13 protein-coding genes and 1 pseudogene are annotated in these 14,462 nt (G+C 71.7%); 3 read left to right on the top strand and 11 right to left on the bottom strand.

Annotated elements, in window-relative coordinates; all coding sequences use genetic code 11:
- Window positions 1-651, bottom strand: coding sequence for a GOLPH3/VPS74 family protein (locus tag LXN57_RS19000; RefSeq protein WP_221381070.1), 651 nt, complete (start codon window positions 649-651; stop codon window positions 1-3).
- Window positions 652-1,194: 543 nt separating this feature from the next.
- On the opposite strand from LXN57_RS19000, the gene LXN57_RS18995 reads away from it, so the two are divergent.
- Window positions 1,195-2,196 (top strand): TerC family protein, encoded by a 1,002-nt coding sequence (locus LXN57_RS18995; protein WP_251799512.1) that lies wholly within the window; start codon window positions 1,195-1,197, stop codon window positions 2,194-2,196.
- Between the two features lie 58 nt (window positions 2,197-2,254).
- Here LXN57_RS18995 and LXN57_RS18990 read toward each other — a convergent pair whose 3' ends face one another.
- The 3 genes from LXN57_RS18990 to LXN57_RS18980 all read right to left on the bottom strand — a co-directional run bounded on the left by LXN57_RS18990 (window position 2,255) and on the right by LXN57_RS18980 (window position 5,725).
- Window positions 2,255-2,512: a hypothetical protein gene (locus LXN57_RS18990; RefSeq protein ID WP_251799511.1), complete on the bottom strand. Its 258-nt coding sequence runs from the start codon at window positions 2,510-2,512 to the stop codon at window positions 2,255-2,257.
- A 170-nt stretch (window positions 2,513-2,682) separates the two neighbouring features.
- A complete protein-coding gene (locus LXN57_RS18985; RefSeq protein ID WP_251799510.1) occupies window positions 2,683-5,415 on the bottom strand; it encodes a helix-turn-helix transcriptional regulator in 2,733 nt (910 codons plus the stop codon).
- A 115-nt stretch (window positions 5,416-5,530) separates the two neighbouring features.
- Window positions 5,531-5,725 carry a hypothetical protein gene (locus LXN57_RS18980; protein WP_251799509.1) on the bottom strand — a complete coding sequence of 65 codons (195 nt, stop codon included), beginning with the start codon at window positions 5,723-5,725 and terminating at the stop codon, window positions 5,531-5,533.
- A gap of 91 nt (window positions 5,726-5,816) precedes the next feature.
- Here LXN57_RS18980 and LXN57_RS18975 point away from each other — a divergent pair, with 91 nt between their 5' ends.
- Window positions 5,817-6,200 carry a hypothetical protein gene (locus tag LXN57_RS18975; RefSeq protein WP_251799508.1) on the top strand — a complete coding sequence of 128 codons (384 nt, stop codon included), beginning with the start codon at window positions 5,817-5,819 and terminating at the stop codon, window positions 6,198-6,200.
- 139 nt (window positions 6,201-6,339) lie between these two features.
- On the opposite strand, the gene LXN57_RS18970 is transcribed toward LXN57_RS18975, so the two are convergent.
- The 7 genes and pseudogenes from LXN57_RS18970 to LXN57_RS18940 form a co-directional block, all read right to left on the bottom strand.
- Window positions 6,340-6,867 carry a hypothetical protein gene (locus LXN57_RS18970; protein WP_251799507.1) on the bottom strand — a complete coding sequence of 176 codons (528 nt, stop codon included), beginning with the start codon at window positions 6,865-6,867 and terminating at the stop codon, window positions 6,340-6,342.
- 9 nt (window positions 6,868-6,876) lie between these two features.
- Window positions 6,877-8,064, bottom strand: a complete 1,188-nt coding sequence (locus LXN57_RS18965; RefSeq protein WP_251799506.1) for an ABC transporter permease — start codon at window positions 8,062-8,064, stop codon at window positions 6,877-6,879.
- The gene (locus LXN57_RS18960) at window positions 8,061-8,765 is read right to left on the bottom strand and encodes an ABC transporter ATP-binding protein (RefSeq protein WP_251799505.1); all 705 of its coding nucleotides are present in this window, start codon (window positions 8,763-8,765) and stop codon (window positions 8,061-8,063) included. Before LXN57_RS18960 ends, LXN57_RS18965 begins: the two co-directional genes overlap by 4 nt.
- Window positions 8,762-9,928, bottom strand: coding sequence for an efflux RND transporter periplasmic adaptor subunit (locus LXN57_RS18955; protein WP_251799504.1), 1,167 nt, complete (start codon window positions 9,926-9,928; stop codon window positions 8,762-8,764). Before LXN57_RS18955 ends, LXN57_RS18960 begins: the two co-directional genes overlap by 4 nt.
- Window positions 9,900-11,491, bottom strand: a pseudogene (locus LXN57_RS18950) (sensor histidine kinase); the annotation flags it as partial. The pseudogene LXN57_RS18950 and the gene LXN57_RS18955, both read right to left, overlap by 29 nt.
- A 1-nt stretch (window position 11,492) precedes the next feature.
- The gene (locus LXN57_RS18945) at window positions 11,493-12,218 is read right to left on the bottom strand and encodes a response regulator transcription factor (RefSeq protein ID WP_251799575.1); all 726 of its coding nucleotides are present in this window, start codon (window positions 12,216-12,218) and stop codon (window positions 11,493-11,495) included.
- 63 nt (window positions 12,219-12,281) lie between these two features.
- The gene (locus LXN57_RS18940) at window positions 12,282-13,637 is read right to left on the bottom strand and encodes an efflux RND transporter periplasmic adaptor subunit (protein WP_251799502.1); all 1,356 of its coding nucleotides are present in this window, start codon (window positions 13,635-13,637) and stop codon (window positions 12,282-12,284) included.
- A 184-nt stretch (window positions 13,638-13,821) separates the two neighbouring features.
- Between LXN57_RS18940 and LXN57_RS18935 the strand changes: the two genes are divergently transcribed.
- Window positions 13,822-14,415: a hypothetical protein gene (locus LXN57_RS18935; RefSeq protein ID WP_251799501.1), complete on the top strand. Its 594-nt coding sequence runs from the start codon at window positions 13,822-13,824 to the stop codon at window positions 14,413-14,415.
- The last annotated feature ends 47 nt before the right edge of the window (window positions 14,416-14,462 follow it).

The raw sequence follows: 14,462 nt of genomic DNA, 5'->3' as shown, positions 1-14,462 counted from the left end.
TCAGGCGCGCCGGGCCATCACGGCGTCGCCCACCGCGGCCTCGGCCTGGCTGATCAGCTCGAGCAGCATGGCCGGGAGCCGGCGCTTGAGCTGGTCGAAGAGCTGGCCGCGGCCGCGGGCGTCGAGGGTGAGAAAGACATGCTGGTCGAGGCCGGTGGCGAGAATCAGGCCGGCCAGGACCAGGTCCGGGATGTCGAGCAGCTCACCGCGGCCGACGAACGTGCGGATCCGGGTGGCGGGCCACCCGGCGATCATCGAGTCGGACGGCACGAACGAGACCTTGGATCCGAACAGGCCGCGCTTCTCCTGCCGCTGCACCAGGGCGGAGCGGGCGAGACGGCGTTCGACCAGGTCGGTCGCCACGCCGGTGGCCAGGAACGAGATCCAGTCGCGGACGGCGCGATGATGCCCCTCGCGCAGCAGCTGGTCGAGGACTGCGGTGGCGGCGGGGTCGCCGGTAGGTCGGTCGTCGATGATCTGGATCTTGCCGTCCACGACGTCGACGCGGCGCCAGAGCACCAGTTCGCCGATGAGGGCGGACGCCATGCCCAGCCCCAGCGTCGCCGGGGAGAGCAGGCACTTGCCCTTGACGGAGTCATGGGCGGTGAGAAACAGGTCATCGGCGAGGGGTAGCTGTGCCGATGCGGTCACGGCACCTCTCCTCTCCACTTCGGTGTGGGGTTACCTCGGCTCTCCCCGCCCGGCGATTACCGAAAGTGATGCTCGCTGCATGTAGCCAACGTTACGGTGCGCGTCCCCCAGAACGACATCGGGTAGCATGCCAGCGTGGTCAACTGAGCGCAATGTCCTCATCAGACAAAGTTTTAGTCCGATGTGGTGGCATTGTCGATGCATCCTGCAAGATCGCCTTGAACAGGCAGTTTAGGAAGATTTCGAAGGGCTCGTAAAGCAATGTTAACGTTTTAATGCACGTCTATCTATGCATTTGGCGTACCTCGATTGAGGGCTGCCGATGACCTCGAGCGGCTATGACACAGAGTGCCCACCCGGTCGCCCATCTACGCTGAGTAATCGCACCCGGCAGTAGCCGGGCGAGCGTTGGGAAACGGGCCGCTCGCGGCTTCGTCGCCGGTAAAGTCGTAGGTAGGCGGCGGACTGCTCAGCAACCTCCCAGGGTAAGCGGAGAGGATTCATCGGTTGCCGCCCCGCTTATCGCCCGGAGGTTCCTTACCCATGCTTGAGGTCACCGCGCTCGGCTGGACGCTGACCATCGGGGTCATCGTCGCCCTGCTCGCCCTCGATCTGGCCGTCGGCGTGTTCCGGCCGCACGCCGTCGGCTTCCGCGAAGCGGCTGTCTGGTCGGTCTTCTACATCGCCGTCGCGGTCGCGTTCGGTGTGGTCTTCGGCCAGGTGGCCGGCTGGGACTTCGGCGCTCAGTACTTCGCCGGCTACATCGTCGAGAAGAGCCTGTCGGTCGACAACCTCTTCGTCTTCGTGATCATCATGAGCACGTTCGCGGTGCCCGAGAAGTACCAGCAGGAGGTGCTGACCTTCGGCATCATCATCGCGCTGGTCATGCGGGTCATCTTCATCGCCCTCGGCGCGACGCTGCTCAGCCTGTTCTCGTTCATGTTCCTGATCTTCGGCCTGCTGCTGATCTTCACGGCGATCCAGCTGTTCCGGCACCGCGACGAGGATCCCGACGTCGAGGACAACGCGCTCGTCAAGGCGACCAAGCGCTTCCTGCCGGTGACCGACGACTACATCGGCGGCAAGATGATCACGCGGGTCGACGGCCGTCGCGTGGTCACCCCGATGTTCGTGGTGCTGATCGCCATCGGCAGCTCCGACCTGCTGTTCGCGCTCGACTCCATCCCGGCCGTCTTCGGCATCACCGACGAGGCGTTCATCGTGTTCGCGGCCAACGCGTTCGCGCTGCTCGGCCTGCGTGCCCTGTTCTTCCTCGTCAAGGGCCTGCTCGACCGCCTGGTCTACCTGTCCGCGGGCCTGTCGGTCATCCTGGCCTTCATCGGCGTCAAGCTGATCCTGCACTGGCTGCACGTCGACATCAACACGTCGGTGCCCGAGATCCCCACGCCGCTCTCGCTCGTGGTCATCGTCGGGGTCCTGGCCGTCACCACGGTCGCCAGCCTCATGAAGTCGAAGAAGGACCCGGACACCAAGGCCCACGCCGGCAGCCTGCGGGCCCGGTCGGACGACCGTCAGAAACGCTGAGCGGACACGAAGAAGCCGGCCGGGGAACTCCCGGCCGGCTTGTCTGTCACGGTGGGCGTCAGCCCAGGAATCCGCCCATTCCAGCGGTCTGGCGGCTGCTGCTCTGCAGACGCGCGGTGTCCTGGCGGTAGAGGATCTCGCGGATGACCTCGGTCTCCTCGTTGCTGTGCCGCGCCAGGAGCTGGTCGAGTTCGGCGCGCTCGGACGTGGTGCGGAACGACGCGAGCTCGTCGGCGAGCCGGCGGTGGGCGACGCGCATGGTGCGGCGGTTCGCCAGCGCCGTGCGGGCGTCGCGAAGCTTGGTCGTGAACTGCATGGCCGTCTCCTTAACGGATAGTGATGGCGATAGGCCTCGTCGCCTTCCTTTACAACACTCCACGAGGCGCGCTTCATCCCCAAATCACGCAGGTAAACAGCGAGATACGGAAGTGACGGCGACCACCGCATCACTGTTGCCGGGGTCACTGTCCGTGGTGAAGTGGCTGGTCAGGCACTCTTGGTGACTTCGGACACCACAGTGGCCATCCGGGACGACAGTTGCGTCCGGGACCGCACTCCCAGCTTGCGGTAGATCCGGGTCAGGGTGGCCTCCACCGTCTTCACGCTCAGATAGAGCCGCACGGCGATCTCACGGTTGCTGGCGCCGTCGCGCACCAGGGCCGCGATGCGCAGCTCGGTCGAGGTCAGGCCCAGGTCGACCGGCGTCGTACCGGCGGCTGACGCGCCGGCCAGGGCACGTTCGGTCTGCTCGGCCCACGGCTTGGCGTCGGCCGCCAGGAAGATCGCGAGCGCGGCCCCGATGGCGAGCCGGGCGGCCGCGTACCGGCGGCGGCGACGCTCGGCGCTGCCCTGCACCAGCAGCGCGTGGGCCTGCTCGATCGGTTGCTGCAACTGCTCGAAGTGCTGCGCCGCGGACGCCGAGAGCAGCACGGCCGAGTCGGCGTGCCCGCTCTCGGAGAGCACCACCGCCGCCGCCCGGTCGAGATAGCCGACCAGCCCCGGGTTGTCGCCCAGCCGTCCGGCGGCCGTGCGCGCGGCGGCCAGGGTGGCGGCGGCCTCGGCGTGCTCGCCCAGCGCGGCCAGCCCGCCGGCCAGGTCGCCGTGCCAGCGCACGATCATCGGGTCGCCCCCGCCCGAGCCGGCCTCGAGGTCGCGCAGCCGGCGCAGTGCCGCCACCCCCTCGCGCGTCCGGCCCGCCCGCAGCTCGGCCTGACCCAGCGCGTGCAGGTTGCGCCGCCGGTAGAGGGTGTCACCCTCCTGCTCGGAGGCCCGCACACCCCGGCCCGCGAACCCGGCCGCCGCGGCCAGGCTGCCGCCGGCGAGCTCGGCGATCGCCGCCGTGTAACAGGTGGGACCGGGGCTGAGCCCGGCGCGCTGCGCGGCCCGCACGGCCTGGTGCGCGTAGTTGAGCGCCTCGCGGCAACGGCCGGCCCGGGTGGCCACCTCGGACAGGCTGCGCAGCACGCAGACCCGGGCCTCGCCGACCCTGTCCCGCCCGGCCACGTTGAGCAGGCTGAGCAGCGCCGCACGGGCCTCGTCGAGCCGGTCGTCCATCATGGCGAAGCGGGCGGCGACGTACAGCGGGCCGTAGTGCAGCCAGTCGGGCGCGGGCGTGGCCGGCAGCACGAGCGCCTCGGTCAGGGTGTCGGACCAACCGGGGTCGCCGCACAGCCGCTGGATCTGGGCCAGCACGCTCAGCGCCATCGCCTCGGTGGCCGGATCCCCGGCCCGGCGAGCGGCCAGCGCCGTACGGGCCGCCTCGTCCCCGGCCCGGTCCGGGTCGCCGGCCAGCAGGGACGCCCACGTCACCCGCAACCGCACCGGCGCCGACAGGGCCGGATCGTCGCCGGCCTCCGCGAGCGCGGCCGCGACCATCTCCCCCATCTCGGCCAGGCCCTGCCCGGCCAGGTCGATCAGCACCAGCCGGGCGTGCACCCGGTGGCCGACCGGCGCGTCGGCCGCGAGCACGGCTTCGGCCGCGCGCCCGGCGAGCGCGGCCGATCCCGCGCTGAGCCCGCTGCGCGCCGCGGCGACCAGCCAGTCCAACCGGTGGGCGGCGCACGTGTGCGGGCAGCGGTCGGCGGCCAGCAGGAACAGCTCGGCGGCGGTGCGGCCGGCTCCCCGCGCGGCACAGCGCTGGGCGGCGGCAGCCAGCGAGCGGGCGACCGCCGCGTCCGGCACCGAGCTGCGCAGGGCCCGGTGCCGGAGCGCCTCGACCTCGTCGACGGCGCCGGCGGCCAGCGCGGTGTGGGCCTCGGTGCGGTCACCGGCCGGGGCGTCCTCGGCGATGACGGTGGCCAGCAGCGGCGGGGTGAAACGGATCTGCTCGCCGTCGACCACCACCGCACCGGCCGCCGCGGCCAGGCGCAGATCCCGTACGGCGTCCTCCCGTCCCGCCCGCAGCAGGACGGCGACCGTGGGCTCGGCGGCCAGCGCGGCCATCAGGAGCGTGCGCCGGGTTTCCGCGGGCAGGGGCGCGAGCCGGTCGCGCAGCAGCTCCCGGGCCGGTTCGGGCAGTGGCGCGGGACGCCAGGCCGGGCCGGACGGCAGCGCCGCGCCCAGGGCGAGCGCCAGGAACGGGTTGCCCGCGCTGATCTCGTGCATCCGGCTGGCGGCGCGGCACGGCAGGCCCCGGGCCTCGAGCAGCCCGGTCAGGGCGTCCGCCGCCAGCGGCGGAACCTCGATCTCGACGGCGGGCGCGGGGCAGAGCCGGACGGCCCGGCGGCGGCCGGCCGGATCGGGGTGGCGCTGCGCGGCGATCACCCGGACGCGCGGACCGGGCCGGCGACGCATGGCGAACGCGATCAGCTCGGCCGACTCGGCGTCGAGCCACTGGCAGTCATCGAGCACGAGCAGCAGGGGGCGCAGGCGGGCACTGTGCGCGAGTAGCTGCGGCAGCACGAGACGCCGGACGAGCGCGGCCGCTCCCGCCCGTGGGGCCAGGCCCTGACGCAGAGCGGCTCGCTGGGCGGGTGGCAGGGCTTCGCGGGCCGCCGGCGGCAGCTGGGCCACCAGGTCGGCAATTCCCGCGTACGGAACCAGTCTCTCGCTGCGCACCGGGCGCAACCACACGACAAGCTCGCCGCGCGCAGCGGCGGCAGAAGCGGCCGCCTCGAGCAGCGCCGTCTTGCCGATGCCGGCCGGCCCGTGCAAGGCCACGCCGCCGCCCGCGACGAGGCGGCTCTCGATCGTCGCCAGAAGCTCGTCGCGCCCGAACATGTTGCCACCCCTAGGTCTGAATCGGCCTCAGCCTAGGAAGTGGCGGACACACACATCAATAGGTTCGCATATGCCAATGGGTACCTATCACCGCGGGGATGGCCCGCCGGCCGCCCTAGTCGTCGTCCCCACCGTCATCGTCGTCCCCGCCGTCATCGTCATCGCCGCCGCCACCGCCCGGGCAGCCCGAGAGGGTGAGCACAGTGGCCGCGCCGCCCGCCAGCAGCAGGGCCCGGCCGAAGAAAGCGCGCCGGTTCAGGCCCGGCTCGCCAGTTACGGAGTCGTCTCGTTCACGAGTCGCTTCGTTCATGCCCCGCATTCTGTCAGCGGGACGACGTATCCGGGAGAGGGTCGCGGGCCCTTCAGCACCGACCCGACCCGAAAACACCCGCGAGGTGACCATGCCGACCTGGATCGTCGTGCCCTGCCTGCTGCGGTTGCGAGACGAGTTCGACGACCTCGCCCCGCACCGCGACAAACGCGAGGAGGGCACGATCGGCGACGAGAACCACGACTCGACATCGGACCACACGCCCGACGAGCAGTCGCGGCACCTGAAGCACAAGGACGCCGACAACCGCAACGAGGTGCACGCCCTGGACATCGACGCCGACCTGCGCCTGCCCGGCCTTCCCGGCCGCGGCATGGAGACGGCGGTGCAGTTCCTGCTCGCCCGCTGCCGCTCCGGCGCCGAGACACGGCTGCGCTACATCATCTTCAACCGCCGCAAAGTCAGTCGCGCGCCGCGTGCCCGGATTCAAACAGCAATGGGGGTGAGCAGATAGTCGCGTGGACGGTATGCGCCCCGCACCATCACCAGTACGTGCGGCGGGACAACCGGTGTGTCACCGTCCCAGACGCTCAAAGCCTCCGTAGGCTCCAGCACGCCTCGGTGAGCTGGTCCCGGGTTGCGGTGGTGGAACGCTACTTCGTGGCGGTCACCGCGGTGGCTGTCACCGTGCCGTCGGAGCCGGTGGCGCCCTGAACCGTGACTGACTGGCCGGCCTTCACGTCGGAGAGCTTGCTCGTGGCCGCGGTCGACACGGTCGTCTTGCCGTCGGTCTTGACGGTCACCACCGAGCCGTCGGACTTCTCGATGTAGATCGTGGTGCCGTTGACGAGCTTGACCTTGCCGGTGGTCGGGGCGGCCGCGGCCGCTGTGGCCTGGCCGCCGAGGTTCGGCAGGGCGCCGGCGGCCGCGCCGTAGCCGGCCCGGTTCTGGCCGCCGGCGAAGGCGCCGGGCCGGGCGGCCGCGGGCGTGTCCGCCGTACCGTAATTCTTCTGAACCTGCAGGCCGCCGACGAAGCCGCCGGTCAGAACGACGAGCGCGCCCAGCACCACCGTGCCCTTGTTCCACCAGTGGCGCGGCGCTGCCTTGGCCAGTTCGGCGGCGAGGCCGTCGTCCCGGTCTCCGGGGGCCAGAACCACGGTGTCGTCGTTGGTCGGGGTCACAGCGGATCCTTACTCGTAGCGCAGGGCGTCGATGGGACGCAGGCGGGCGGCGCGGGCGGCGGGCAGGCCGCCGAAGAACAGACCGATCGCGATCGAGACGCTCAGGGCCAGGGCGACCGAGCTGGGGACGATCACCGGTTTGACGCCGACGATCTCGAAGCTGCTGCCGATCAGCGCGGCCACCACGCCGAGGGCGCCGCCGATCACGCTGAGCAGGGTGGCCTCGATCAGGAACTGGGTCAGGATCGTGCGTCGGGGTGCGCCCAGCGCCTTGCGGATGCCGATCTCGCGGGTCCGTTCGGTCACCGTGACCAGCATGATGTTGGTGATGCCGATGCCGCCGACGAGCAGGCTGATCGCGGCCACCGCCCCGAGCAGGGTGGTGAAGGTGTCGGCGGTCTCGGTCTGGGTCTCGAGCAGCTGCGAGGCGTTCTGGATCCGGTACGGCGTACTGGCATTGCCGGCCACGTCCAGCTGCTGGTCGAGGATCGCCGACACCTGGGACTGCACAGCGTCGACCTTGGCCGGGGTGACCGCCTCGACCAGGATCGACGTGAGCGGGCCGTAGCCGGTGAGCACCTGCCGCACGGCGGTCAGCGGGGCCACGGCGGTGTCGTTCGCGTCCTGGAAGCCGGTCGAGCTCTTCTGGTCGAGCACCCCGACCACGGTGAACAGCGCCCCGCCCACGGTGACCTGCCTGTTGATCGGGTCGGCGCCGGGGAACAGCTCCTCGGCCACCGTCTGCCCGATCACCACGACGCGCCGGCCCTGCGCCTCGTCGTCCGCGGTGAACGCCGCGCCCCGCCCGACCGGCGTGTTGGACGCGGTGAACCAGCTCGGCGTGGCGCCCACGAACGTGCTGACCTCGTGGTCGGAGCCCTCGTAGGTCACCGTGGCCGACGCGCTGACCACCGGTGACACCGATTTCACGTCGGGGGCGAGCACGGGATCGACCAGCGCGCCGGCCATCTTCTCGGTCAGCGCGGAGCCGGTGCGGCTGGTGCTCATCACGGTGATCGTGTTGGTGCCCAGCGCCTCGATGCGGTCGCTGATCGCCCGGGCCGAGCCGTTGCCGACCGCGACCAGCAGGATCACCGCGGCCACCCCGATCAGGATGCCGAGCATGGTCAGCGACGAACGCAGCTTGTTGGCCGACAGCCCGCGCAGGGCGAAGCGGACGACTTCGGAGAAGGTCATGCGACACCCACCGGGCTCTGGCGGACGTCGTGGACGATCCGGCCGTCGACGAGACGGATCAGGCGTTTGGCGCGCGCGCCGACGTCGGGCTCGTGCGTGATGATCACGATGGTGCGGCCGGCCGCGCTGAGCTGGTCGAACACCTGCAGCACGTCGTCGGTGGAGCGGGTGTCGAGGTTGCCGGTCGGCTCGTCGGCCAGCAGCAGGGCCGGCTCGGTGACCAGCGCCCGGGCCACCGCCACGCGCTGCTGCTGGCCGCCGGAGAGCTGGTTCGGTTCATGGCGGGCCCGGTCCGCGAGTCCGACCACCTCCAGGGCGGCCAGGGCGCGGCGCCGTCGTTGTTTCGGCTTGATCCCGGCGTACGCGAGGGGAAGCTCGACGTTGGCCAGGGCGCTCGTACGCGGGATGAGGTTGAACGCCTGGAAGATGAACCCGATCAGCCGGTTACGGGCCAGGGCCAGCTGCCGGTCGGCCAATTCGCTGACGTCCACGCCGTCCAGCAGGTAGGCGCCCGAGGTCGGCACGTCGAGCGCGCCCAGGATGTTCATCAGGGTCGACTTGCCCGAGCCGGACGAGCCCATGATCGCCACGTAGTCGCCGCGCCCGACGGTCATCGACACGCCGCGCAGCGCGTGCACGGTGGCCTCGCCCTCGCCGTACCGCTTGGTGAGATCTCGTACGTCGAGAACCGGCCGGCTCATCGCGGGCCCCCGCCGCCCGGCAGGCCCCCGGTTCCGCCGCCCGGGAAGCCTCCGGTCCCGCCGCCGGGGAAGCCGCCGCGGGTGCCGGTCTCCCCCGTGGTGGTGGACGTCGCCCGCAGCACGACCCGCTCCCCCGCCGACACGCCCGAGGTGATCTGGGTGGCGCTGTCGCCCTCGAGACCGATCTCGACCGGGCGGACCTCCTCGGCGGCGCCGTTCAGCACGGTCACCGAATGCCGGTTGCCGACCGTGGTGATCGCCGAGGAGCTGACCATCAGAACGTTCCGGACGCTGCCGGTGGTCACCGCGACGCTCACGGTCTGCCCGGCCTTGACACCGGCCGGCACCTTGTCGAGCGAGAGCGTGACGCCGTACGTGACGACGTCGTTGGCGGTCGTGGCGGACGGGTCGATCGCGCTGACCCGGCCCGTGGCCGACGTGCCGTCGAGCGCGTTCCATGTGATCGTGGCGGGCTGCTTCTCCTTGAGCATGGTCGCGTCGGCCTCGGCGAAGGCGGCTGTGACCTGCATCTTCGTCAGGTCCTGGAGCTCGATGAAGCCGGTGGACGAGGACGACTCCTGCTGCGCGGCCGACGCTTGGCCGCTGCTGCCGCTGGAGCCACCCCCGGAGGAACTGCCCAGCGTGCCGTTGACCGCGGTGACCGTGCCGGCCATCGGCGCCGTGAGGACGGTGCCGTCGACCACCGCCTCGGCCTCGTCCACCGCCAGTTCGGCCTGCTCGACCTCGTTGTCGGCATTGGACGTGTCGGAGCCGGCGTCCTCGGCCCGATCGACCGCGTCCCGGGCCGCGTCGAGGTCGGCGTTCGCCGCGTCCAGCGAGCGCTGCGCGTCGGCCGGGTCCACCTTCGCGAGCACCTGCCCCTTGGCGACCTTCTGACCGACCCGTACGGAAATGGAGGTGACGGTGCCGCCGGTGGCGAAACTCGCGGTCGCCGTGGCGGCGCTCTCGACCGTCCCGTCGGCGGTCACCGTCCTGGTGACTGTTCCCTCCTGCACGGCAACCGTGCGGGTCGAGGCGGCAGCGGCTGGTGTGTCGTCACCGGCGAGGGTCCGGTAGGCCCAGAAACCCCCGGCCAGCAGGACGACGCCGAGGGCGGTGTTGACCGCCACCGCGGGACGTCGCAGGGTGAGGCGCGCAGGCATGCCGGACACTGTGGCGGCCGGGGCTCGGAGGAGCTTCGGGGCAACCTGGGAGCCACCTCAGAGCACGGTTGCCGGCAGCACCACCCGGAAGGTCGCGCCCCCGCCGGGCGCCGGATCGAGTTCGACCCAGCCGCCGTGGTCGTGCACCAGCGCCGCCGCGATGGACAGGCCCAGCCCGGAACCGCCGCCCTTGCCGCGGAAACGGCTGGGGTCGGCGCGGTAGAGCCGCTCGAAGACCCGTGGGGCGTGCTCCGCGGGAATCCCGGGCCCGTTGTCGGTCACCTCGAGCACCGCGACCTCGGCGCCGACCGGCGTGACCACGCCGGAGACGACGCTGCCGGGCGCCGGGGGCCGGGCGGGCATCACCCCCACCCGTACGGTGATGCGGGCGTTCTTCGGGGTGTGCTGGAGCGCGTTGGCGACCAGGTTGGTGGCGACCTGCCGCAGCGCGTGCTCGTCGCCCAGCACCGTGGCCGGGTCGAACGTGTCGTCGTCGTCGCGCAGGCCGGACAGCAGCACCGTCCGCTCGGGCGCGCGGGCGTGCGCGTCCCGGATCGTGTCGGCCGCCACCTCGAGCAGGTCGACCGGGCGCCGGGCCAGCGGGCGCTGCTGGTCGAGCCGGGCCAGCATCAGCATGTCCTCGACCAGCACGCTCATCCGGCCCGCCTCCGACTCGATGCGGTCGAGCGCCGGGCCGGGCGTGACACCACCGCGCCGGTACAGCTCGGCGAAGCCGCGGATCGAGGTCAGCGGCGTACGCAGCTCGTGCGAGGCGTCGGCCAGGAACTGGCGCATCCGGCGCTCGGACGCGGTGCGGGCGCCGACCTCGGTCTCGATCCGGCCCAGCATCGAGTTGAGCGCCAGGCCGAGGCGGCCCGGTTCGGTGTGCGGATCCGTGTCGGCCACCCGGCCGCTCAGGTTGCCCGCCGAGATGTCGGCGGCCAGGCGTTCCATGGCGGTCAAGGGCCGCAACCCCAGCCGTACGACGAAAGCCGCGCCCAGACCGAGCAGGCCCAGCACCAGCACGCTCACGCCGACGTCGATCAGCAGCAGCTGGTCGGTCGTCTGGTCCACCTCGGCCAGCGAGACCCCGGCCACCGTGAAACCGCCGCCGCCCACGTTCGCGACGGCGATCATCCGCCACTCGGTGCTGCCGTCGCTGGAGCTGACGGTGTACGGGCCATCGGTGCTCAGCGCGCTCGTCACGGGGATCGGCGGCCGGCCGAGGTTGGCCGACGAGCTGAACTCCGGGATCAGCACGCCGTTGCCGTCGCACCGGTAGATGACCTGGTCGGGGCCGAGGTTCTTCAGCGGCTTGGCGTCGTCGGGACGGGCGTAGCGCGAGTAGCGGGCATCGGGCAGAGTCGGCGAGACGGTGTAGTCCGGCGGCGGATTGGCCAGCATGCGTGACATGCCGCGCAGCTGGTCGTCGATGCGGGCCTCCAGGTAGGAGCGGATCAGCAGCAACCCGGCGACGTTCGCGCTGAGCAGCGCGACCGCGGTGAGGACCCCCACCACGAGCACGAGACGGGAACGAAGGGTCCAGTGGCTCCAGCGCCGCATGTCAGTCGTCGCCACGCGGCAGGCGCAGCGAGTAGCCGACACCGCGGACGGTGTGGATGAGCGGCGGGCCGACCTTGTCGATCTTGCGGCGCAGGTAGTAGACGTACGACTCGACGATGCGCCCGTCGCCGCCGAAGTCGTACTTCCACACCCGGTCCAGGATCTGCGCCTTGCTGACCACCCGGCCCGCGTTGATCAGCAGGTATTTCAGCAGGTTGAACTCGGTCGGCGAGAGGTCGGCGACGCGGCCCGCCCGGCGCACCTCGTGGGCGTCCTCGTCCATCTCGAGGTCGGCGTAGCGCAGCACCCCGCCGGCCGGCGCCGCATCCGGCTCGCCCTGGGTGCGGCGCAGAATGGCGCGGATCCGCAGCACGACCTCTTCCAAGCTGAACGGCTTGGTGACGTAGTCGTCGGCGCCGGCCGAGAGGCCGGAGATGCGGTCCTCCAGGGCGTCGCGCGCGGAGAGGAACAGAACCGGCACCCGCGAGCCGGTGGCCCGCAGCCGCTTGGCCACGTCGAAGCCGTTCAGGTCGGGCAGCATCACGTCGAGGATGACGAGGTCGGGCGCGAACTCCTCGACCGCGACGAGGGCACGGTGGCCGGTCTCGACCACCCGGACGTCGAACTCGACGAGGCGCAGGGTCGCGCTGAGCAGCGCGGATATGTTGGGCTCGTCGTCGACGACCAGCACCTTGGCAGTGCGCGTCGCAGCGCGGGGTTCAGTCAGCACGTCGAAGGAGTACCAACGCCGCCTAGGAATTGCCTATGAACTTGTGTGGAGTCAGCTGTATCACCACGTGCGGGCTATCTCGTCACCCGCCGACAAGCCCTTGATGATCTCGGTGTACTGGTCGCCGCGCAGCCCGATCGTCACCTCGATCGCCGCGTTGCCCTTCCGGACGACGCCCTTATCGCCGGCCACGTCGTGAACGGCGGCGCTGGGCACGCGCAGCACCTCGCTCCTGGCGCCGGTCGTCACCCGGACCGAGGCGCTCTGGCCCACCAGCAGATCCTCGGGCTTGTCGTCGAAGGAGAGCAGCACGCCGTAGCGGACCATCGTGCCGTCGCTGGTGCCGACCGGGTCGACCTGCACGACGGACGCGTGGATCTCGGCGCCCGCCCGGTCGGCCAGAGTGACGACGGCCTTCTGCCGCACGGCCAGGCGGTCGGCGTCGGCCTCGGGGAAGTTCGCGCTGATCTGCATGTCGTAGACGTCGGCCAGCGTTATGAAGCTGTTACCGGCGGTGATCTGGCTGCCGACCTTGCCGCTCACGCTGAGGACGCGGCCCGCGATGGGCGCCTTGATCGTCGCGCCGGCCAGGGCTTCCTCGGCATTCTCGAGGGCCGTTCTGGCCTGGGTCACCCGCTGCTCGGCGCTGAGGATGGCGTCGCCGCCGCCCTGCTGCTGCGCGCCGCCCTGCTGGCTGCCGCCGCCGCTTGCGGCGCAGCTCGCACCAGCGCCGGGGTTTCCGCTCGGGTTTCCGCCGCTCCCGGACCGCCCGGGGGCCGCGGATCCGGTCGGAGCGGTGGTCCCGGTGGGCACGCCGGTCCTGGTCGGGCCCGTGGGTGTGGTCGGCGTCGCACCTGTCGTGGGCGTGGCGCTTACCGTCGGCGTGGCGCTTCGCGTCGGCGTGGGTGCGGTGCTCGTCGGCTTCGGCGTGGCGCCGAAGGTGAGCGACCGCGTCGAGGCTGTGGTGGCGGCAACCGCATACCCGGCGGCGACGTTCGAGCCGCAGCCGTCGCCGGTCGCAGCGTTCGCGGCGTTGTCCTCGGCCTCGGCGAGCGCGTCCTCCGCGTCGTCCAGCGAGTCCTGCGCGTCCCCGACCGCCTCGGCCGCGTCCGTGTCGTCGACCTTGGCCAGCACCTGACCCGCGGTGACGCTGGTCCCGGCCCGCACGGCGACACTCTCGACCGTGCCGGCGACCGAGAACCCCAGGCTGCGCGTCTGCGCCGGCTGCACCGTGCCCGTGGTCGCCACCTCGGTCGTCACCGTGCCCTTGTCCACGGCCACGATCGAGGCCGCCTCCGGTTCGCCGGTGGCATCCGCCGTCACCGCCCGCACCACCCCGAACCCGGCGAGCGCGAGCACAACGACCGCCACCGCACCCCAGATCCAGCGCCGCCGGCCGCCCAGTGCTTCACCCATGGCCGGGAAGTGTCATGTCTCCTCCTCGCCGCCGCCTCCAACCCACCTCGAAGTTCCCTCGGAGAGGGTGGACACAGGGTGCGCACACGAGGCTCCGAGGCGACTCCGAGGCTGCGCCCACCTGGCGGCGAGGTGGGGCGGCTTGGGTGTGGTGCGACATTCGCGGCCGAGGAGAGAAGGCATTGTGACCAGACCCGGTTCTCAGGTGTATCGCCGGGCGGCGGGGCTGCTCGTGGCCTCCGCCGCTGTCGTGTTCGCCGCGGCCTGCGGGGGCGCGTCGGGCTCCGACGATGCCGGTGGGGGTGACGCCACGGGCGGCGAGCGGAACAACGCCTTCGCCGCGTACACCGAATGCCTGCAGAAGAACGGCGTCACCATGACCATGCCGTCGGGCGGGCCCCGGACGCGGCCGTCGGGTGGCCCTGACGGCGCCGGCTTCCCGTCGGGGATGCCCCGGCCGGAGGGCAGCGCCGGTGCGCCGAGGCCGGAACGCAGTGGCGGCTTCCCGGGTGGGGGCATGTTCGGCAAGCCGGACGGTGTCGACGAGGCGACCTGGCAGAAGGCGCAGGAGGCGTGCTCGTCGGTGTTGCCGTCCGGACGACCCGGCGGCGGCAACGGCAACCGGGGCGACGGGCGGAACGCCGCCTACGACAACTGCCTCAAGGAGAACGGCGTCACCGACCCGTCCGCCCTGGACACCGACGACGCCACGGTGAAGAAGGCCATCGAGGCCTGCCAGGTGCTCCGGCCGGCGGCGAGTGCCGCGCCGGCCACCTGAGAATGCTCCGCGCCGGCGTTGCCCCATGCCCCCCCTGGTGGCAACGT

Origin of the sequence: Paractinoplanes hotanensis (assembly GCF_023717965.1) — a bacterium.
Taxonomy (GTDB): domain Bacteria; phylum Actinomycetota; class Actinomycetes; order Mycobacteriales; family Micromonosporaceae; genus Actinoplanes; species Actinoplanes polyasparticus.
This window is presented reverse-complemented; position numbering and strand designations above follow the sequence as displayed.